Annotated in this window: 20 protein-coding genes and 1 tRNA gene; 12 read left to right on the forward strand and 9 right to left on the reverse strand. The window is 43.1% G+C overall.

The genetic code is table 11. The features are described 5' to 3' along the window. The first annotated feature begins 24 nt into the window (after positions 1 to 24). The 7 genes from INQ51_RS18210 to INQ51_RS18235 all read left to right on the forward strand — a co-directional run bounded on the left by INQ51_RS18210 (position 25) and on the right by INQ51_RS18235 (position 4,660). Complete coding sequence (locus INQ51_RS18210) at positions 25 to 261, forward strand: hypothetical protein (protein ID WP_233379385.1); 237 nt, start codon at positions 25 to 27, stop codon at positions 259 to 261. Further along, positions 243 to 536, forward strand: a complete 294-nt coding sequence (locus tag INQ51_RS22760; protein WP_410796470.1) for a type II toxin-antitoxin system RelE/ParE family toxin — start codon at positions 243 to 245, stop codon at positions 534 to 536. Before INQ51_RS18210 ends, INQ51_RS22760 begins: the two co-directional genes overlap by 19 nt. A gap of 95 nt (positions 537 to 631) precedes the next feature. Further along, positions 632 to 1,579, forward strand: a complete 948-nt coding sequence (locus INQ51_RS18215; RefSeq protein ID WP_233379386.1) for an N-acetylornithine carbamoyltransferase — start codon at positions 632 to 634, stop codon at positions 1,577 to 1,579. Between the two features lie 37 nt (positions 1,580 to 1,616). After that, positions 1,617 to 2,348: a 1-(5-phosphoribosyl)-5-[(5-phosphoribosylamino)methylideneamino]imidazole-4-carboxamide isomerase gene (hisA, locus tag INQ51_RS18220; protein ID WP_233379387.1), complete on the forward strand. Its 732-nt coding sequence runs from the start codon at positions 1,617 to 1,619 to the stop codon at positions 2,346 to 2,348. 29 nt (positions 2,349 to 2,377) lie between these two features. Then, positions 2,378 to 3,133 carry an imidazole glycerol phosphate synthase subunit HisF gene (gene hisF / locus INQ51_RS18225; protein WP_233379493.1) on the forward strand — a complete coding sequence of 252 codons (756 nt, stop codon included), beginning with the start codon at positions 2,378 to 2,380 and terminating at the stop codon, positions 3,131 to 3,133. A 36-nt stretch (positions 3,134 to 3,169) separates the two neighbouring features. Then, on the forward strand, positions 3,170 to 3,787 hold the full coding sequence (hisIE, locus tag INQ51_RS18230) for a bifunctional phosphoribosyl-AMP cyclohydrolase/phosphoribosyl-ATP diphosphatase HisIE (RefSeq protein WP_233379388.1): 618 nt from the start codon (positions 3,170 to 3,172) through the stop codon (positions 3,785 to 3,787). A gap of 192 nt (positions 3,788 to 3,979) precedes the next feature. Next, entirely contained in the window at positions 3,980 to 4,660 is a 681-nt protein-coding gene (locus tag INQ51_RS18235) for a hypothetical protein (RefSeq protein ID WP_233379389.1), read from the forward strand. A gap of 83 nt (positions 4,661 to 4,743) precedes the next feature. On the opposite strand, the gene queA is transcribed toward INQ51_RS18235, so the two are convergent. The 5 genes from queA to INQ51_RS18260 all read right to left on the reverse strand — a co-directional run bounded on the left by queA (position 4,744) and on the right by INQ51_RS18260 (position 8,604). Then, positions 4,744 to 5,793 carry a tRNA preQ1(34) S-adenosylmethionine ribosyltransferase-isomerase QueA gene (queA, locus tag INQ51_RS18240; RefSeq protein WP_233379390.1) on the reverse strand — a complete coding sequence of 350 codons (1,050 nt, stop codon included), beginning with the start codon at positions 5,791 to 5,793 and terminating at the stop codon, positions 4,744 to 4,746. 97 nt (positions 5,794 to 5,890) lie between these two features. Continuing rightward, positions 5,891 to 6,604: a tRNA pseudouridine(55) synthase TruB gene (gene truB / locus INQ51_RS18245; protein WP_233379391.1), complete on the reverse strand. Its 714-nt coding sequence runs from the start codon at positions 6,602 to 6,604 to the stop codon at positions 5,891 to 5,893. Between the two features lie 46 nt (positions 6,605 to 6,650). Continuing rightward, positions 6,651 to 7,430 carry an undecaprenyl-diphosphate phosphatase gene (locus INQ51_RS18250; RefSeq protein WP_233379392.1) on the reverse strand — a complete coding sequence of 260 codons (780 nt, stop codon included), beginning with the start codon at positions 7,428 to 7,430 and terminating at the stop codon, positions 6,651 to 6,653. 8 nt (positions 7,431 to 7,438) lie between these two features. Further along, positions 7,439 to 7,696 (reverse strand): DUF3098 domain-containing protein, encoded by a 258-nt coding sequence (locus tag INQ51_RS18255; RefSeq protein WP_119436765.1) that lies wholly within the window; start codon positions 7,694 to 7,696, stop codon positions 7,439 to 7,441. A gap of 29 nt (positions 7,697 to 7,725) precedes the next feature. Beyond that, positions 7,726 to 8,604, reverse strand: coding sequence for a cell division protein FtsX (locus INQ51_RS18260; RefSeq protein ID WP_233379393.1), 879 nt, complete (start codon positions 8,602 to 8,604; stop codon positions 7,726 to 7,728). Positions 8,605 to 9,083: 479 nt separating this feature from the next. Between INQ51_RS18260 and rplM the strand changes: the two genes are divergently transcribed. The 4 genes from rplM (at position 9,084) to tsf (ending at position 11,699) form a co-directional block, all read left to right on the forward strand. Continuing rightward, entirely contained in the window at positions 9,084 to 9,536 is a 453-nt protein-coding gene (gene rplM / locus INQ51_RS18265) for a 50S ribosomal protein L13 (protein WP_119436767.1), read from the forward strand. 5 nt (positions 9,537 to 9,541) lie between these two features. Beyond that, positions 9,542 to 9,928: a 30S ribosomal protein S9 gene (rpsI, locus tag INQ51_RS18270; protein ID WP_233379394.1), complete on the forward strand. Its 387-nt coding sequence runs from the start codon at positions 9,542 to 9,544 to the stop codon at positions 9,926 to 9,928. A 102-nt stretch (positions 9,929 to 10,030) separates the two neighbouring features. Beyond that, positions 10,031 to 10,837, forward strand: a complete 807-nt coding sequence (gene rpsB / locus INQ51_RS18275) for a 30S ribosomal protein S2 (protein WP_233379395.1) — start codon at positions 10,031 to 10,033, stop codon at positions 10,835 to 10,837. 37 nt (positions 10,838 to 10,874) lie between these two features. Continuing rightward, positions 10,875 to 11,699: a translation elongation factor Ts gene (gene tsf, locus INQ51_RS18280; RefSeq protein WP_233379396.1), complete on the forward strand. Its 825-nt coding sequence runs from the start codon at positions 10,875 to 10,877 to the stop codon at positions 11,697 to 11,699. Between the two features lie 128 nt (positions 11,700 to 11,827). Here tsf and INQ51_RS18285 read toward each other — a convergent pair whose 3' ends face one another. From INQ51_RS18285 to lysS, 4 genes are all read right to left on the reverse strand, one after another. Further along, complete coding sequence (locus INQ51_RS18285; RefSeq protein ID WP_233379397.1) at positions 11,828 to 13,594, reverse strand: FlgD immunoglobulin-like domain containing protein; 1,767 nt, start codon at positions 13,592 to 13,594, stop codon at positions 11,828 to 11,830. Between the two features lie 786 nt (positions 13,595 to 14,380). Beyond that, positions 14,381 to 14,453: transfer RNA gene (locus tag INQ51_RS18290), tRNA-Thr, on the reverse strand. Between the two features lie 115 nt (positions 14,454 to 14,568). Next, a complete protein-coding gene (locus tag INQ51_RS18295; RefSeq protein ID WP_233379398.1) occupies positions 14,569 to 14,934 on the reverse strand; it encodes a lipocalin family protein in 366 nt (121 codons plus the stop codon). Between the two features lie 673 nt (positions 14,935 to 15,607). Beyond that, entirely contained in the window at positions 15,608 to 17,314 is a 1,707-nt protein-coding gene (lysS, locus tag INQ51_RS18300; protein WP_233379399.1) for a lysine--tRNA ligase, read from the reverse strand. 354 nt (positions 17,315 to 17,668) lie between these two features. Between lysS and recJ the strand changes: the two genes are divergently transcribed. Further along, positions 17,669 to 19,399, forward strand: a complete 1,731-nt coding sequence (gene recJ / locus INQ51_RS18305) for a single-stranded-DNA-specific exonuclease RecJ (RefSeq protein ID WP_233379400.1) — start codon at positions 17,669 to 17,671, stop codon at positions 19,397 to 19,399. The last annotated feature ends 1 nt before the right edge of the window (position 19,400 follow it).

A 19,400-nucleotide genomic window follows, 5' to 3' on the forward strand; every position in this document is an offset into this window, starting at 1 on the left:
ATAATTTCGTAGTAAAAGTTAAGTATGAGCACATTGGAAATACGACATAATATTGTTGAACAGCTGTTGCGGATTGAAGATGAATCGTTTTTATCAGCTATAAAAACAATTTTAGAAAACAAAACTACGGAAGATAAACGCCAGCTGAACGATTACCAAAAGGAACGGATTAAGGTGGCACGAGAACAGCTGAGACTGAACGGGACGATTTCGCACTACGAACTGCAAAAGGAGGTTGGGAAATGGCTGCACGGGAGATAATCTGGTCAAGAGAGGCAAAAGTCGATTTGTATACCATTCTTGATTATTACAAAAAGAAAGGTTCGACGGCTTATGGTAGTGAATTGAATTCACGGGTTAGCAAATCTCTGCAGAAAATTGCTAAACATCCTTTAAAGGGAAATGAAACAGCTTTACCTACGGTTCGTACTATGACATCGAAGGACTGTCAGATTATTTATGAAATATTTGACAAGCAGATACTGGTGGTTATGCTATGCGATCATTGCCGGAACAATAATGAAGACTGTTGGTAAACAGAAGTAGAAATTGAAAATAAAGACCAAATCATAAGATAGGTAAACACCGTAATTTTAAGTGTTTCCTCAATAAACAAAACAATTTTAAGCACGTGAAAAAGTTTATCTCTGTAAAAGACCTGCCCAGCATTGAGAAAGCGATTGAAACCGCATTTGAAGTCAAGAAAAACCCATACGGATTTCAGCACCTCGGGAAAAATAAAACCATGGTGTTGGTGTTCTTTAATTCCAGTTTACGTACGCGTTTAAGTACACAAAAAGCTGCCATGAACATGGGAATGAATACCATGGTGCTGAATGTTACCGAAGACAGCTGGCAGCTGGAGTCGGAAATGGGAGTTGTGATGGATGGTAAGAATGCGGAACATTTACGCGAGGCAATTCCGGTAATCGGAAGATATTGCGATGTGATTGGGGTAAGGGCTTTTGCGAAGTTCGAAGATAAAGAGGCCGACTATTCGGAGCGGATTCTGAATCAGTTTGTTGATTATGCCGGAGTTCCGGTAGTTAGCATGGAAGGTGCTACCCGTCACCCGCTGCAAAGTTATGCCGACCTGGTGACCATTGAAGAGTTTAAAAAAGTGGATCGCCCCAAAGTGGTGCTTACCTGGGCACCGCATCCGCGGGCATTGCCCCAGGCGGTAGCCAACTCGTTTGTGGAATGGATGCGCGAAACCGACTACGAACTGGTGGTGACGCATCCCGAAGGTTATGAACTGGCGCCCGAGTTTATGGGAGATGTAAAGGTTGAGTACGATCAGAAAAAAGCATTTGAAGGGGCTGATTTTGTGTATGCCAAAAACTGGGCGTCGTACACGCATTACGGGCAAATTCTCTCAAAAGACTTTGGCTGGACGGTTGATGAGGCCAAAATGGCTTTAACCAACGAGGCCAAATTTATGCACTGTTTGCCGGTTCGCCGCAATGTGGTGGTGACCGACGGAGTGATTGACAGCCCCAATTCAATTGTGGTGGAAGAAGCCTACAACCGCCAGGTAACGGCGCAAGCTGTTTTAAAAATGATTTTGGAAGATTTATAAAAAGAAACCTCGCATCTTTGTGGCTTACGAAAAACTAATGAGTAAAAAAATAGAAATCATCCCGGCCATTGACCTGATAGAAGGGAAATGTGTGCGGCTTTCGCAGGGAGATTACAACCAGAAAACGGTGTACAACGAAAATCCCCTGGAGGTGGCGCAGATGTTTGAAGACGTCGGTGTTTCGCGTTTACACCTGGTAGACCTCGATGGGGCAAAAGCCCAGCATATTGTGAACTACAAAGTGCTGGAGACCATTGCCACCAAAACAAAACTGGTGATTGATTTTGGCGGAGGATTAAAAGCCGATAAGGACCTGGAGATTGCCTTTAACTCGGGTGCCACAATGGTTACCGGTGGAAGTATTGCTGTAAAGCAGAAAGAAACATTTTTGATCTGGCTGGAAAAATACGGCAGCGAAAAAATTATCCTGGGAGCCGATGCAAAAGATGGCAAAATAGCAGTTAGTGGCTGGCTGGAGTCAACAGAACTTCCGGTTGTCGGGTTTATAAAAGAGTACCATCAGCAAGGGATTTCAAAAGTAATCTCGACCGATATCAGCCGCGACGGAATGTTGAGTGGGCCGGCTTTTGACCTTTATGAGCAGATAATGAAGGAGCTTCCCAAGGTTGAAATTATAGCCAGCGGAGGCATTGCTTCCATGGACGATATATTAAAATTGGATGAAATGGGCGTGCCGGGTGTGATAACCGGTAAGGCAATCTACGAGAATCGGATAACTTTGAAGGAAATAGAAAGGTTTATACTTTAAACTTTAAACCTTCTTCTTTGAAATTAAGTATGCTGGCAAAAAGAATTATACCATGTTTGGACATCCGCAACGGGCAAACCGTTAAAGGTGTCAATTTTGTGAATATTCAGGAGGTGGGCGACCCCGTGGAGTTGGGAGCAAAATACGCTGCCGAAGGCGCCGATGAATTGTGTTTTCTGGATATTACAGCCACGCATGAAGGTCGAAAAACTTTTGTGGAACTGGTGAAACGCATTGCAGCACATTTGAATATCCCGTTTACCGTTGGGGGAGGAATCAGTGAACTTGCCGATGCCGAAAAATTGCTAAGTGCTGGGGCCGATAAAATTTCCATCAACTCGTCAGCAGTGCGTAATCCGAAACTGATTGACGAACTGGCTTTAAATTTTGGAAGCCAGTTTGTGGTGGTAGCGATCGATGCACGGGGCGATGAGAACGACCACTGGACTGTTACTGTGAACGGCGGTCGTATTCCAACCGACAAGGAGCTTTTCTCGTGGGCCAAAGAAGCGGAAGACCGCGGGGCAGGAGAGATCCTGTTCACCTCGATGAACCACGACGGAACCAAAAATGGTTTTGCCAATCAGCAGCTTTCGCGCATGGCCGACTTGTTGAAAATACCGATTATCGCGTCGGGAGGAGCAGGTAAAAAAGAGCATTTCGTGGATGTTTTTACCGAAGGGAAAGCGGATGCCGGCTTGGCTGCCAGTATTTTTCACTACAACGAGATACCGATCCCTGTACTTAAGAAATATTTAAAAGAAAAAGGAATTGTGGTTCGTTAGGCTTACGATGCTTAACTTCGCAGTAAATATGAATCAATGAAGACGTTAACAGCAGTATCAGCTATCGATTTTAATAAAATGGACGGACTTATTCCGGCCATCATTCAGGATGCCGAAACCCAAAAAGTTCTTATGCTGGGTTTTATGAATGAAGAGGCCCTTTCAAAAACAAAGGAAATTGGGAAAGTGACTTTTTTCAGCCGTACCAAAAATCGTTTGTGGACCAAAGGAGAAGAATCGGGAAACTTTCTGAAGGTGGTTTCCATTGCAATAGATTGCGATAACGATACCTTACTGATAAAGGTAGACCCTGTTGGCCCGGTTTGCCATACCGGCGCTGATACTTGTTTCGAGGAAACCAACACCGGAAACGATATTCAGTTTTTAAGCTATCTCCAGGATTTTATCGATAAGCGCAAGGCCGAAATGCCCGAAGGTTCTTACACCACTTCCTTGTTTCAGAAAGGAACGCGTAAAATTACCCAGAAGGTAGGGGAAGAAGCGGTGGAAACTATCATCGGAGCCATGGCCAACGACGATGAAAACTTTATTTACGAGGCAGGTGATCTGCTCTATCACCTGATTGTTCTGCTTACCCACAAGGGATACCGGATCGAAGATATTGTAAGAGAGTTAAAGAAACGGCATAAATAGAACCGAGCTAACTCTGTCTTTTTATCGGTATTTACCCTGTGTATTTTAGTACCATATGTTCAAATGAAGATGTTGCGTAACATAGTTAAGCAACATAGTTGCAAAACATTGAAAATAAAGGTTTTGTGATTTGGTGTAATTGTTTTGTAGTCCGTAGCTTTGTTATATCTACTAACTACAAAATAACTTTTTATGGAAATTCTAACCGTTTGCCCAACCAGTACGGCCACGATTTTAGCGTGTCAGAGAATTGCCCGAACCTTCAGAGAGAACATTTACGAACTAAGCATTTTGCGGAAAGAATGGGATCCTGAATATGCCACTTCGCTGAATATTTGGATAGATGATACGATCGACAAGCACTATTCAGATAGTCTGGATTCTATTGAAGACGAGCACTACAAACATTGGCACGAAGTAATGGTGGAGGGGCTTCAACATCTGAAAGTGCTTCGTGCTTCCATGAAAGTCGATTTTAAGAAAGACAAGGAGTTCCTGAGAGAGTTTTTTGAGAAGACCGGTTACACCGAGTATTTCAGTGATGCCAAGAACGGCGATCATTTCAGCCTTTATAAATTTCTGAAAACCTTTGCGGGCAATCTTGATGAAGACGCACGGCAGCGAATTACGGATAAAGGTACCATGGATTCATTGTTTGATAAAATCCTGGTTTGTGCGGGGCGTGTGGATGAGTGCGAAGATTGTTTCAAGGCGCTCGAGAGCGATGCAGAGCTCAATAAATATGGACGAATGGAGGTTTCAAGTATTTATTCCGTGATTCAGGATATCTGCCGGATAGCCATTGCGTATTATCAGTTTGATCCGGATAAACGCTGTAAATTCACTTATTATAAAGTGTTGGTGAACTTGTAGAAGTTTCGGGGACTTTGCGGCGACATAAAAAAGCCGCGATCCTGATAAACAGTCGCGGCTTGTATATTTTTCGGCAATGTTAATTAGATAATCAGCATTGCATCTCCGTATGTTCCAAAACGATAGTCTTCTTTTATGGCTGATTTGTAAGCTTCCATTACAAAATCGTAACCGCCAAAAGCTGCTACCATCATCAACAATGTTGAGTAAGGAAGATGGAAATTGGTGATCATCGAGTTAGCCACACTAAAATCGTAAGGCGGGAAAATAAATTTGTTGGTCCAGCCTTCGTAAGGTTTCAAATGTCCTTGTGTTGAAACTGAACTTTCCAGGGTACGCATTACAGTGGTTCCAACTGCACAAACATTTCGCTTGCTTTCCTTCGCATTGTTTACCACGTCGCAGGCTTCCTGGCGAATCCAAATCTGTTCTGAATCCATTTTGTGCTTGGTAAGGTCTTCCACGTCCACGCTACGGAAGTTGCCCAGTCCAACATGCAGTGTTACATAGGCAAAATCAATTCCTTTGATCTCCAGACGTTTCATCAACTCGCGACTAAAGTGCAACCCGGCAGTTGGGGCGGCCACAGCACCTTCGTGTTTGGCAAAAATCGTTTGATACCTGTCTTTATCTTCAGGCTGAACCTGGCGATTGATAAACTTGGGCAGGGGAGTTTCTCCCAAACCGTAAAGTGTTTTCTTGAACTCGTCGTAAGGACCGTCGAACAGGAAACGAAGTGTACGTCCACGCGATGTTGTATTGTCTATCACTTCTGCCACCAGCAGATCGTCGTCGCCAAAATACAGCTTGTTGCCGATACGGATTTTTCGGGCAGGATCAACCAACACGTCCCAAAGGCGTTGTTCGCGGTTGAGTTCGCGCAGTAAAAATACTTCGATTTCGGCACCGGTTTTTTCCTTGTTTCCGTACAAACGCGCAGGGAAAACTTTGGTGTCGTTGAAAATCATTACATCTTGATCATCAAAATAGTCAAGCACATCTTTGAACAAGCGATGTTCGATGGTCCGGGTAGCCCTGTTCAAAACCATCAGTTTCGACTCATCTCGATTGTCGGCCGGATGTAAGGCAATTCTTTCTGGATTTAACTCATACTTGAATTTTGATAACTTCATATGCTTCTCTTTTTAAGTAATTCTTTTTTAAGTGATTGACAAAAATAGTACAGATAATTGGTTTTTTTATTCAGAGTTCCGTTATACGGCTGAAATTTCATTTTGATTCATCTAAAGTTAAGTTTTCCAGAAAAAAATTTACATTAAATGCATCATCCAAACCAAAATCGCCAATTCTTGTTCGCTCCAGAGCGGTTAAATAAGCCCCACAATTTAACTCTTTTCCTACGTCGCGCGCCAGAGACCTGATGTAAGTCCCTTTGCCGCAAGTAACCCTTAGTTTTATATAGGGTAAATCAAACTGCTCTGTTTTGATCTCTTTAATAACAATTTTTTTGGGTTGAAGTTCTAGCTCCTTTCCACTTCGGGCATAATCAAAAGCCCTCTTCCCCTTTACTTTAACAGCTGAAAAGATGGGTGGAACCTGATCGATCTCGCCAATAAATGTCTTTAAAACTTCATCCAGCATTTCAGGAGTTACATGACTGTAGTCGGCTGAACTGTCTTCTTCGGTTTCCAAATCAAACGAAGGAGTTGTGGCGCCTAACTTCAATGTAGCCAGGTATTCTTTTTCCTGGTATTGAATTTCCTCTATTTTTTTGGTGGCTTTCCCGGTACATAAAATCATTAGCCCGGTAGCCAGCGGATCGAGTGTTCCGGCGTGCCCTACTTTTAGCTTTTTAATGCCCAGTTTCCGGCAAAGTTCATAACGGACCTTGTTTACCAGATCAAACGAAGTCCATTTCAAATCTTTGTCAAACAATAAAATCTCTCCGGCAGGAAAGTCATATTTGTTTTTAAATTCGGGCATACGTAATTCTCTGAATTTCAGAGCATTGGATTAAAGTTCTTGAAAATCAAGCTGCAAAGATAGCAATAAGTCCCATAAGCGCGCAATAAACGGCGAAATAAATCAGTTTGCCTCGTTTTACTATTTTGATCATCCAGGAGCAGGCCAGCAAGCCGGAACCAAAGGCAGCTATAAAACCAATTACCAGGTTTTTGATGTTGACTTCTGATACAACCACGCCTTCTCTCAACAAGTCGTAACCCAATGCTCCAAGAATGGGAAGAAGTACCATCAAAAATGAGAAACGGGCGACATCTTCTTTTTTGCCTTTTAATAAGAGACCGATGGCAATTGTAGATCCACTGCGGGAGATACCGGGTAAAATGGCGAGTGTTTGTGCGATGCCAATTATGAATGCGTTTTTGTAGGTGATTTCACCATCACTTTTCTTTACAAAGGTGGTGAGTGTAAGTAAGCCGGCAGTAACCAGCAGCATACAGCCCACTAGTAAAAGGTTGCCGGTAAAAAGACCTTCGATTTGCTTCTTGAAAATGAGACCGATGATTACAATGGGAACCGAAGATAAAAGTAGCTTGGCAATGTACTGGGTTGATTGGTTCCATTTGAATGCAAACAGATCCTGACATAAAACTTTTATGTCTTTTCGGAACACAACCAGTGTGCTTAAAACGGTAGCAACGTGCACGACGAGTACAAACAACAGGTTGTTGCCTTCGTGTATTCCCAGCAAAGCATGCCCCATTTCAAGGTGTCCGCTTGAGCTGATAGGTAGAAATTCAGTAAGTCCCTGGATAATTCCGAGTAGAAGTGCCTGGAGTTCGTTCATCGGGCCGTTTATTCTTCCTCTTTGGGTTTTTTCATAATGGCGTAGATCTCAAAAACAAACCCGATGAAAAGAAGAATCGGTGCCAGTGTAATTCGGCGAAAGCTGAAAATTTCTTCACTGAAAACATTGGGATCATGACTGCCGCCACCGGCCATCAGAATAAAACCTAAAATGATGATGGCAAAGCCAATAGCCATTAACTTATAGTTCTCTTTTCCGAGGGCAAATCCCGCTGTATCTTTTGATTCTTTTGTTCTTTTAGCCATATTTCGGATAAATTGGTGCGTAAAGATAGTTAATAAAATAACTCGTCAAATTTCAATCGCAGGAATTTGTTGAGGGCAAGCCAAGTCGACAACAGGGAGATAATAAAGCCAAGGGCAAAAACAATGGCCACAACATACAGAACAACCTTCAGGTCGTTTTCTGAAATAAGACCGTAAAGTTCTTTTTTGTAAGTGTAGATCCCGGCCAGTAAAATGATGTTGGCAAGTAGCGCGCCAACGGCTCCCAGCCCAATGCTTCTTTTCAGAAAAGGTTTTCGGATGTAATTCCTGCTGGCGCCAACCATTTGCATGGTATTAATTATAAAGCGCTGCGAATAGATCAGTAAACGAATAGTATTGTTGATCAACCCGAAGAAAATAAAGGTAAGCAGTGAGCTTACAATCAGGATGATCAGGCTTATTTTTTGAACGTTGTCATTGATTAAGGTGACCAGGTTTTTTTGGTAGTAAACTTCGGTTACCTGCGGATAGTCGAGGAACTTCTGCTCCAGCATAACCAGGCTGTCGTTTTGTGTGTACGGGGCATAGAGTTTTACGTCGAGCGATGCAAAAAGCGGGTTGTAGCCCAGAAATCCAGAAAAATCTTCGCCCAGTTGCCGGGTTAATTCCTCGGCTGCTTCTTCCTTGTTAATAAAGCGGGTTGACTTTACATAGTCGCTGGCATTTAGTGTCTTTTGCAGGCGAAGGACCTCGGTTTCCTTCAGGTTGTCTTTCAATACCAGGGTGAACCCGATTTGCTCGCGCACATATTCCGACAAGCGGCGGGTGTTCAGTAATATTAAGCTTAGCAGCCCCATCAATACCAAAACCAGTGTAATGCTTACCAGTGAAGTCATCCACGAGTTCATAAATCGCTTTTTCAATTTTCCGGGTCTTTGCTTTCTCATGCTTATCCGTTCATCTGCCGGTCAACAAATGTAAGTAAATTAAAGGGCTGTTTCAGAAATCTTGCTTCGTTTTATTCACATCCTTCTTGTTGTTTCCTGTTTTTTATTTAGAGGATAACGGTCAAAAAACAAGAAGATTATTCGGCAGCTAAATTACTTAGGTTTGGACATTGAGTCTGGTTGTCTCCTAGGTATTTCTTCGTAGAAAGAAGGGTGTATTAATGTTTTGAAAATCAATGGAAGCGTGTTTATGTTAATTTTATACGAAACGATGCTAAGTGCATGAAAATTTGACATTTATTTCTTTGCATTTCCAAAAAAAGAAAATACTTTTGCAGTCCCGATTATTATCCTTATTTATAAGGAGTGTAAGTAATTGATTTTCTTGATGTAAGTGCTGTTGTCGAAAAATTCCGTTGAGGCAATCGGTTAAAGCTGAGGGAAGGTCAGAAGTGTAGAATAAAAAAAAGAAGTTTAAAGTGGACACACTTAGCTATAAAACAATTTCGGCGAATAAAGAAACCGTTAACAAAGAGTGGGTTCTTATTGATGCTGAAGGACTTGTTTTGGGGCGTTTGGCCAGTGAAGTGGCAAAAATGCTAAGAGGTAAAAACAAGCCGAATTTTACTCCGCACGTTGACTGTGGGGATAACGTAATCGTGATCAATGCTGAAAAAGTTGTATTGACTGGTAAAAAAATGAGCGACAAACAATACGTACGTCACTCAGGTTACCCGGGCGGACAGCGTTTTCAAAATCCTCTGGAAATTCTTGCTAAATATCCGGAGCGCCTAGTGGAGAAAGCCGTAAAAGGTATGTTGCCTAAAAACAAACTGGGCCGCAAACTGTACGGTAACTTGCATGTAGTTATTGGTGCTGAACACAAGTATGCTGCGCAGCAACCAAAAATTGTTGATTTAAAAACTAAATAAACAAGATGGAAGTAATTAATTCATTAGGACGTAGAAAAACAGCAGTTGCGCGTATTTACGTTAGCGAAGGTAAAGGAAACATTACCATCAACAAAAGGGAACTGAAAGAATACTTCCCGTCAGAAATTTTGCAGTTCATCGTATTGCAACCACTGAACTTGCTTCAGGTTTCTGAAAAATACGATATCAAAGTGAACCTTGATGGCGGTGGCCCCAAAGGGCAGGCAGAAGCGCTGCGTTTGGCTATCACCCGTGCTTTAATGGAAATTGATCCTGAGTCAAGACCACAACTGAAAGCTGCCGGATTTGTTACAAGGGATCCGCGCGAAGTGGAACGTAAGAAACCAGGTCAGCCAAAAGCAAGAAAACGGTTCCAGTTCTCAAAACGTTAATATTTATATTATTATTCACTTATATGGATCTAAAACGGCTGAGATCTCCGAGGTTTCGGGGCTACCCAGCGGTTGCTTTTAGAACATAGAAAAAGTAAACAGATGCCAAGAACAAATTTTCAAGAATTATTGGAAGCAGGTGCACATTTTGGTCACCTGAAAAGAAAGTGGAATCCCAACATGGAGCCTTATATCTTCATGGAGAAAAACGGAATCCACATCATCGATCTGCAAAAAACAGTAGTTAAAATTGATGAAGCTGCGGCTGCCATTAAGCAAATTGCAAAATCGGGCCGTAAAGTTTTGTTTGTTGCAACTAAAAAGCAAGCCAAAGAACTGGTTTCAGATTTAGTAAAAGCGGTAGGAATGCCTTACGTTACTGAACGCTGGCCCGGTGGTATGCTTACCAACTTCCCGACCATCCGCAAAGCGGTGAAAAAAATGATCTCCATCGACAAAATGATGAAGGACACCAGTTGGGATAACCTTTCAAAACGTGAGAAACTGCAGATCACAAGGCAGCGTGCTAAACTGGAAAAAGTGTTGGGTTCAATCTCTGATCTTACTCGTTTGCCTGCAGCCCTTTTTGTTGTTGATGTATTGAAAGAAAAAATCGCTGTTCGTGAAGCTCAGAAATTGGGAATCCCCGTATTTGCGATTGTTGATACCAACTCGAACCCTGAAGATGTTGACTTTGTAATTCCTGCCAACGACGACGCTTCTCAGTCAATCAAACTGATTGTTGGAGCTATGTGTGATGCTATCCGTGAAGGATTGGGCGAACGCAAAGTTGAGAAGGAGAAAGAAGACGCAGATGTTGCTTCCGGTAAAAAAGCAGCGAAAGCTGTTAACGAAGATTCGGACGACGATGAAGACGTTGATGACGAAGAAACTTCTGACGACGAGTAAGGTTAACATTCTATAAACTTTAAAAAGATTTTATCATATGTCTTTTACAACAGCTGACGTAGTTAAACTGCGTAAAGTATCCGGTGCAGGGATGATGGATTGCAAAAATGCCCTGGCGGAAGCCGAAGGTAACTTTGAAAGAGCACTCGAAATTATCCGCGAAAAAGGAAAACTGATTGCTAACAAACGTGCAGACCGTGACGCTGCTGAAGGCGTTGCTCTGTCGAAAGTTACTGAAGATGGCAAATTCGGTGCATTGGTTGTACTGAACTGCGAAACCGACTTCGTAGCTAAGAACGAAAGCTTTGTTGCATTTGCTGAAAGAATTCTGAATGCAGCACTCGAAAATAAAGTGGAAAGCCTGGAAGCTCTGAAAGCCATTGAGCTTGAAGGAACTGCCATTGAAGCATTGGTAACTGAACAAACCGGTGTAACAGGTGAAAAACTGGAACTTTCGTACTATAAATGTTTGAGCGATGCAGCTGTAGTTGGTTATATCCACCCAGGAAACAAACTGGCTACAATGGTAAGTTTCAACAAAGAAGTGGAAGCTCAGGTAGGAAAAGATGTGGCTATGCAGGTAGCAGCTATGTCTCCGCTTGCAGTTGACGAGTCTTCTATTCCACAAGCTGAAATCGATAAAGAACTTGCTTTTGCGAAAGAAAAATACCGTAACGAAGGTAAACCTGAAGAAATGATCGAAAAGATCGCTATGGGTTCACTGAACAAATGGTACAAAGACGTAACACTTTTGAACCAGATTTACGTGAAAGATGGAAAAATCTCCATCAAAGATTTCCTGAAGCAAAACGATGCTGAATTGACAGTAACAGCTTTTGACCGTTATTCGTTGAATGCTTAATCCGAAGCTAAAGAAATAAATAAAAGGGTTGTCGTTTGACAGCCCTTTTTTTGTGCCTCACTTTTGGAAAAAGAAAGCCTCCCGCCTGGTGGCGAAAGGCTTTTAGCTTTATGCTGTTTGAAGTTTGCCTAGCGATTTAACACCAGGCGTTGTACGTTGGTTACTTTTCCGTCCTGGATCAATCGTACCAGGTAAATGCCGGTTGTGGCTTTGGTGCCGTTGGCTTTGTCTCCTTTCCATACAAATCGATGCATGCCTTCCTGAAGTTCGCCGTTGGTGAGTATCTTGATTTCCTGCCCAAACAGGTTATAGATGCTCAGGTTAACGTTGGAATTCTGTTCCAGTTTAAATTCTATTTTTGTTTGGGAGCTGAACGGATTGGGATAAATGTCAAATGCTGGTTTCTCTTTCGGGATAATATCCACGGTCGTTTTTGAATCGGCCGATTTTACCACAATTGTACTAAAGTGTTCAATTGATGCATAAATCCGGTTTCGGGCAGTATCAATCCGTGCAATCTGATCGTCTACCGAAACAAAGCCGGTATTGTCGGCAAAGAAAACATCCAGATCCATCGGATCAATCCCTAGCGAATCAAGCAGATCTTGCTTGTAAACCAGTTTTAACTCAACAGGAATATTAAACCAATATGGTTCAACAATAGTATCAGAACCTGCCGGCACAACACTGAATTTTACGCCCGTAATAATGTCTTCGCTAAATTCAACCTCCGTGCTGTCTTCGTTCATCTCAGCGTATTTCTCCGGGATGAACATGTAAATGTCAATGTCTTCGCTAATACAGCCAAAAGGGAAATGTAACATCCCTGCATTCAGAATATTCAGCGGGTAGGGAAGTCCGCCTATTTTATAGGATTCTCCTTCTTTGAAATATTTGGGATGCAGTTCGTTTCCGTTAGGCAGAACGCGCCTTATCGAAATGGTGTTTACCTCCAGGTCAACTGTAGAGTCAACAACCAGCAACTCAACCGAAGCCTCAAAATTGGAGTAATTAGCGGTTACCAGTGTCATTCCGGTTTCGCCCGTTAACGTAAGCAGGCCGTCTTCATCAATTTTTGCCACGGTTGTGTCTGTTACGCTCCAGTTGTAGGTCGTATTCTGATGCTTGATCCCGTTTGTTTTGTAGGCTGCAGAATATTGAATTGGGGCGTTTCCTACATAAACCATCATGTCGTCCGGGGTGATGGTGAGTTGTTTTCCCTTGTTGTTTTGTTTGTCTTTTTCCTTCTGGATTTTTTCCTTTTTCTCACGTGTTTCGTACACCGTAATTTTGGCCGTGTCGGCTAAATCTCCCAGGCGGGCTATAATAATTCCTTTTCCCGGTGCTTCGGCTGAATAAAACAGGTTGGGGATCGAGTCGGAAAACATACCAACTTCCATTGGTTCCACCCACCATTCAAAAGTGGTGTCGATTTTGACTCCCGTGGAATCGATATAAAATGCCCGAAGTTCAACCGAATCACTGATTTCAACGCGAATATTATCCGGAACAATTTTGATTTTTGGATATTCATCCTCCATCATTCCATCGTCGTCATCAGGTTTTGGAGTGCCCGTCACCGTCAGCATTACGGTATCCCGGAGGTCTTTGTATTTGGCAATCAAATAACCTTCGCCGGGGTGGCTTGCTACTAATTTTCCGTTCTTGTCAACTTTTCCCAGGTAACCGGGTTCGGTGATCCATCCAATTTTAGCATCCGAAACCAGATTTCCGTTACCGTCGGTATATTCGGCTGTAACAAGGGTGTCCCCCTGCGGATCCAGGGTAATGTCTCCAACGGTAATTACCAGGGATTCCTGGCTTTTGGCTGCGAAGCTTAAAAGTAAAGCCGCGGCGATTAACAGGGGTTTTGTCGATGAGTAAAATTTCTTCATACGTTTTCTTCTTAGTGGTAATTCATAAAATTTGCTCCTTAGCCGGGAGGCTGCCGGAACTGGTTTAAAAGAATAAAGCCTGATTAATTGCTTCCAACAGTATCAGAAAGTTGTATCTCAGTCAAAAAATGCTATTCAATTTACTGAAAATCAGTATAAAAAGCAAGTGAATGCTGGTTTTATCCGGCACCATTGGCAATCAAAAAAGCTAATTAAATTATTTGCGTCCTTCTTAGTAATATTCGGAAATCGGCTAAAAGGTAATCTTCCGAAGGCCTTGTTTTGCTACTCTGGAGCAGCTTTCAGATCATAAATACCGGAGGGTGATGTCTGATTCTTCTCTTAAAGGGAACCTATCGGTATGTGTTCTTCGTATAAGCCAATACGGAAAAACACTAAAAAGGAAGTGTGATGAATGGTTGGAAAAACCTGAGCGTTATTAGGAGCCCGGTTTTTAAGCCGGATGGAAAACGTTTAAAAGGAAAAAGTCATGGGAGCACTTATCGCATACGGTGTCCTGATGGTGATTGTGATTGCAATAGTGTTGTATTTGAGCTATCAGGATGTAAAACATGATGGATGAAAAAGTGTTGGGTTCGATGAATCAGAGATATTTCCCTTTTTTGTCGCTTGGGGTAGTAAGCCGCAGAAAGGGAAGGTCTGCGTTCTTCGGATTTCTTTGTTATAAAAAAGCCTTCATAATGTGAAGGCAGTCGTAAAAATATTTTTGAGCCTCTCACGGGACTTCCCGATTTTCATCGGGACAGGCTTCTCCTCCCGTTCGTGAGCCTCTCACGGGACTCGAACCCGCGACCTGCTCATTACGAATGAGCTGCTCTACCAGCTGAGCTAAAGAGGCTTATTGATGTACGAAGTAAGTAATTTAAGCGAAAATTTACAATAGAAAACTGGCGCATTTTCATCAAAAATGACCGTTTAAAATTAGGGGCCAAGCCCGAGGCTCCGAAAGATTTTTATTTTCGTGTAAATACTAACTTTTCGCCGTCTTCCGTGATCGTGAGCGTATCTCCGGAGACAGAGAAGGTAAGAACAGCAACTTCGCCGCTTTCGGTGATCGTGAGTGTTGAGCCGTTTATGCTGTACGTAAAGCTGGTCGTTTCGCTTTCAGTTTCACCCTCAATAACCATTACCAGTTTTGAGGTGCCGGTGTGGTTGGCATTAAAGGTCATGGTAACTGTCATCGAGAATCCTTCCCACGATTCAACATGTTCCCAGGTTCCGAGAATTGAATCATCGGAGGAATCGTCTTTGTCGCATGCCGAAAGGCTGATCAGCAAAAAAAACATTGTAATGATGGCAAGAAAACGCAGCTGGTTCATGATTTTAGGATTTTGGTTTTGCCTACTCTTATCGATTTTGGGCTTACTCGGATAATATTTGCGTTCAAATAATCTTCCGGAGAATATCAAAATAACGGCTTGGTACCAGGCACTGGATTAAACATGCACTACAAGTTACGACAAATTTATGAACAGCGAATAACGTTCCACAGGCCTTCTGCACAAAGGCTTTTCGGGTTTTTTACGGAAGCATATAAACAGAGGGTGTTTAATAAGTTTCTTGAATACAGGTGCTTGCGTTGGTTGTTTCGTAGTAATTTAAAACAGAAATAACCGACGCGGATCATAACGTGTCGGACAAAACTTAGAGTTATGGTAGCAATTATTACTTATGCAATTCTTTTGCTGATGGTGGTTTCTGTGATGATGTATCTAAGTTACCGGGATGTGAAGCAAAATCGTTAACGTAGTTAGCGAATTTCTGAAAATCCCCGCAGGGTGGACTGAGGCGCGCTGCTCAGTCAAGGAAAGTTTGCCCTCGTATTTTCCAGAAGAATCATCCTTTTCAAAGATTAAATATTCAATGTAAAACTCCCAATTTCCAATAACCAGAAATTGAAAATTTATTATTGATCATTGGAACTTTCCCGGATACAAAAAAGCCCCTCCATCAACTGATGAAGAGGCCCTGCTATTATCTGGTTTTATTTGTCTATAGCAATGAAACTGTCAGTCCGGCTTCGGCATTTTCTACTTTCGCCACTTTTTTGCTCGTCAGCCCTTTAATGGCTTTGTCCCATTTTTTGTTGCTGAGTTCCGATTTCGCTTTTAAGTCGTTCAGGTCGATCGGTGACGTTTCTTTCAGCAGTTCGAAAACCACTTTCTCATCTTCCGACAACTCAACGGCTTTTTTCTCCGGCTTCATTTGCGGGAAGAACAACACATCCTGGATCGACGGGCTGTTGGTCATAAACATAGTCAGACGGTCCATCCCGATGCCCATTCCCGATGTAGGAGGCATACCGTATTCCAGTGCGCGCAGGAAGTCCTGGTCGATAAACATCGCTTCGTCGTCGCCTTTTTCCGAAAGTTTCAGCTGGTCTTCAAAACGTTCGCGCTGGTCGATCGGGTCGTTCAGCTCCGAGTAAGCATTGGCCAGCTCTTTCCCGTTTACCATCAGCTCAAAACGTTCGGTCAGTTCCGGGTTGTCACGGTGTTTTTTGGTAAGTGGTGACATTTCAACCGGGTAGTCAGTAATAAATGTTGGCTGAATGTAATGGTGCTCACATTTTTCACCAAAGATCTCGTCGATCAGTTTGCCTTTCCCCATTGTTTCATCGGTCTCAATATCGAGTTTGTCGCAAATCTCGCGCAACTCAGCTTCCGATTTTCCGGAGATATCGTAACCGGTATGTTCTTTAATCGCATCTGTCATGGTTACACGTGGGAACGGAGCTTTGTAGTCGATAATATGCTCGCCCAGCTGAACTTTGGTTGTTCCGTGCAAAGCCAGCGCCACACGTTCGCAAATCTCCTCGGTGAACTCCATCATCCACTTGTAGTCTTTGTAAGCCACGTAAATCTCCATTACGGTGAATTCCGGGTTATGCGTGCGGTCCATCCCTTCGTTGCGGAAGTCTTTTGCAAACTCGTAAACACCTTCAAAGCCACCCACGATCAGTCGTTTCAGGTAAAGCTCGTTGGCAATACGCATGTACAAAGGCATGTTCAGCGCGTTGTGGTGCGTAATAAACGGACGCGCAGCAGCGCCTCCCGGAATCGGCTGCAAAATCGGAGTTTCCACTTCGTGGTAGCCGTATTCGTTGAACATTTGGCGCATGGTGTTGTAGATCTTTGTACGTTTTACAAAGGTGTCTTTCACCTGCGGATTCACGATCAGGTCGACATAACGCTGACGGTACCGCTGCTCCGGATCGGTAAATGCATCAAATGTTTTTCCTTCTTTTTCTTTAACCACCGGAAGCGGCCGCAGCGATTTGCTTAGCACGGTAAGCTCTTTTACATGAACGGTAAGCTCGCCCATTTGCGTAATAAAAGCAAAGCCTTTTACTCCAATAATGTCACCAATGTCAAGCAGCTTTTTGAATACCTCGTTGTACAGGGTTTTGTCTTCTACTGTGCAAATTTCATCGCGGTTTATGTAAATCTGAATACGCCCTTCCTGATCCTGGATTTCGGCAAATGCTGCTTTCCCCATGATGCGGCGGCTCATCAGTCGTCCGGCAATCACAACATCCTGGAAATTATTGTCTTCTTCCTTGTAGTTATTTTTTATAGCGGCAGAAGTAGCGTTTACATGATACTGTGCAGCAGGGTAGGGCTCAATCCCCAATTCCCGCATTTTTTGCAACGAATTTCTTCTGATTAACTCCTGTTCGCTTAATTCCTGGTGACTCATTTTATAATCTGTTTTTGGTTCCCCTTCTGCCGGAAAATTCAAGCTATTTTGCCGGAGACAAAGAGGTAACTTGCTGAATGTTTGCAAAAATTTCGGCAAAGATAATAAAACAAGTTGCTCGTGCTTTTTCCTGTTTGCGAAATGCCGCCAAAGTTTTTAAACGATAACATAGTGTTCATGAATCGCTTGCCGGTTTTAGCGAGATGAGAACAGAAACGAAACCTGTATTTCCGGATGTATTTGGCTTTGTAGCAGTGTTGAAAAAATAATCGGACAATTTTAGGTTTTTTTTCTATATGAACGGGCATTTTGTATCTTTGCTAACTTCTTTTCAGGAATCAACAAAAACGCGGAATGGAAAAAATCTGGAACTTTAAAAAACAAGGCGACCAAAACGAGGTAAAACACCTTTCCGCTGCGTTGAACGTAAACATGGTAATCGCCCGTCTGCTGGTCGACAGGGGCATTAAAACCTACAACGAAGCCAAAGCTTTTTTTCGTCCCCGCCTAAGTGATCTGCACGATCCGTTTCTGATGAAAAATATGAAAGAAGCGGTGGAACGTCTGGAAAGAGCCATTGAAAAACAGGAGAAAGTAATTGTTTACGGCGATTACGATGTGGATGGCACTACTTCTGTGGCCCTGATGTATCTTTTCCTGAAAGAAAGAATCAAAGAGATTGAATATTACATTCCCGACAGGTACAGCGAAGGTTATGGGATTTCGCCCAAAAGCATTGAATACGCTGCCGAAAACGGAGTGACGCTGATTGTTGCGCTCGACTGCGGAATTAAAGCGGTTGAGAAGATTGAAAAAGCCAAAGAACTTGGGATCGACTTTATTATCTGCGATCATCACAACCCAGGAGAACAGGTGCCAAACGCAACAGCTGTGCTGGATCCCAAACAGCCCGGGTGCGAATATCCTTACAAAGAACTTTCAGGTTGTGGGGTTGGTTTTAAATTACTGCAGGCTTTCTGTATCAAAAACGAGATTGACCATGAAGAAATTTATGACCTGCTCGACTTGGTGGCAGTGAGTATTGCAGCCGACATTGTGCCCATTACAGGCGAGAACCGGGTGCTGGCTTACTACGGACTGAAGAAACTGAATTCGGATCCGGGAGTGGGGCTGCAAACCATTATCAATTTTGCCGGAATCAACGGAAGCGACATCACCATCAGTGATATTGTTTTTAAGATCGGGCCGCGTTTAAATGCTTCGGGAAGGATCGAGCACGGAAAGAAATCGGTGCAAATTCTGGTTTCTGACGATGTGGATAAGTCGGACCTTTTGGGGGAAGAAATTGACTCGTTTAATGAAATCCGGAAAACGCTGGACCGCGACATTACCCAGGAAGCGCTGGATACCATTGAAAACAGTGCGGAGCTAAAAGCGATGAACAGTACGGTTTTATATAATCGAGACTGGCACAAAGGGGTTGTCGGGATCGTGGCTTCGCGTGTTACGGAATACTATTACAGGCCAACGGTGATTCTTACCGAATCGAACGGACTGGCTACCGGATCGGCCCGTTCAGTGCGCGATTTCGATTTGTACGAAGCCATCGGGCAGTGCAGCGATTTGCTGGAGTCGTACGGAGGCCACATGTATGCCGCCGGGCTTACCATGAAAATCGAACACATTCCGGAATTTAAAAAGCGCTTTGAAGAAATTGTGACGCGTCAGATTACCGATCAGCAACAAATTCAGTCGATTGAAATTGACGCAAAAATTACGCTGAGTGAAATCACCCCGCGTTTCTTTCGCATACTGAAACAGTTTGCGCCTTTCGGGCCACACAATATGATGCCGGTATTTGTTACGGAAGATGTTTTTGATGCCGGAACCAGCCGTTGCGTAGGGAAAAACAAAGAACACCTGAAACTGGATTTGGTAGAGCCCGATGTAAATTCCGGTATTTTCCCCGGGATCGCTTTTAACCAGTCGGATGCTTACGACCTGATCACTTCCGGTTCTCCTTTTGATATTTGCTACTCGATCAACGAAAACGAATACCGTGGCAAAACCAGTCTTCAGTTATTTATCCGCGATATCAAAAAGCGCGAATCGTTTGGCTGGTAGT

This window comes from Maribellus sp. CM-23 (assembly GCF_021354595.1).
GTDB lineage: Bacteria > Bacteroidota > Bacteroidia > Bacteroidales > Prolixibacteraceae > Draconibacterium.

What these genes read in the sequence shown, in the direction of transcription:
- rpsI (WP_233379394.1), top strand. Translation starts at nt 9,542, where the DNA reads ATGGAAGTAATTAATTCATTAGGACGTAGAAAAACAGCAGTTGCGCGT.
- INQ51_RS18255 (WP_119436765.1), bottom strand. Translation starts at nt 7,696, where the DNA reads ATGGCTAAAAGAACAAAAGAATCAAAAGATACAGCGGGATTTGCCCTC.
- INQ51_RS22760 (WP_410796470.1), top strand. Translation starts at nt 243, where the DNA reads ATGGCTGCACGGGAGATAATCTGGTCAAGAGAGGCAAAAGTCGATTTG.
- recJ (WP_233379400.1), top strand. Translation starts at nt 17,669, where the DNA reads ATGGAAAAAATCTGGAACTTTAAAAAACAAGGCGACCAAAACGAGGTA.
- INQ51_RS18210 (WP_233379385.1), top strand. Translation starts at nt 25, where the DNA reads ATGAGCACATTGGAAATACGACATAATATTGTTGAACAGCTGTTGCGG.
- INQ51_RS18260 (WP_233379393.1), bottom strand. Translation starts at nt 8,604, where the DNA reads ATGAGAAAGCAAAGACCCGGAAAATTGAAAAAGCGATTTATGAACTCG.
- INQ51_RS18295 (WP_233379398.1), bottom strand. Translation starts at nt 14,934, where the DNA reads ATGAACCAGCTGCGTTTTCTTGCCATCATTACAATGTTTTTTTTGCTG.
- rpsB (WP_233379395.1), top strand. Translation starts at nt 10,031, where the DNA reads ATGCCAAGAACAAATTTTCAAGAATTATTGGAAGCAGGTGCACATTTT.
- hisF (WP_233379493.1), top strand. Translation starts at nt 2,378, where the DNA reads ATGCTGGCAAAAAGAATTATACCATGTTTGGACATCCGCAACGGGCAA.
- INQ51_RS18235 (WP_233379389.1), top strand. Translation starts at nt 3,980, where the DNA reads ATGGAAATTCTAACCGTTTGCCCAACCAGTACGGCCACGATTTTAGCG.
- INQ51_RS18285 (WP_233379397.1), bottom strand. Translation starts at nt 13,594, where the DNA reads ATGAAGAAATTTTACTCATCGACAAAACCCCTGTTAATCGCCGCGGCT.
- truB (WP_233379391.1), bottom strand. Translation starts at nt 6,604, where the DNA reads ATGCCCGAATTTAAAAACAAATATGACTTTCCTGCCGGAGAGATTTTA.
- hisA (WP_233379387.1), top strand. Translation starts at nt 1,617, where the DNA reads ATGAGTAAAAAAATAGAAATCATCCCGGCCATTGACCTGATAGAAGGG.
- hisIE (WP_233379388.1), top strand. Translation starts at nt 3,170, where the DNA reads ATGAAGACGTTAACAGCAGTATCAGCTATCGATTTTAATAAAATGGAC.
- lysS (WP_233379399.1), bottom strand. Translation starts at nt 17,314, where the DNA reads ATGAGTCACCAGGAATTAAGCGAACAGGAGTTAATCAGAAGAAATTCG.
- queA (WP_233379390.1), bottom strand. Translation starts at nt 5,793, where the DNA reads ATGAAGTTATCAAAATTCAAGTATGAGTTAAATCCAGAAAGAATTGCC.
- tsf (WP_233379396.1), top strand. Translation starts at nt 10,875, where the DNA reads ATGTCTTTTACAACAGCTGACGTAGTTAAACTGCGTAAAGTATCCGGT.
- INQ51_RS18250 (WP_233379392.1), bottom strand. Translation starts at nt 7,430, where the DNA reads ATGAACGAACTCCAGGCACTTCTACTCGGAATTATCCAGGGACTTACT.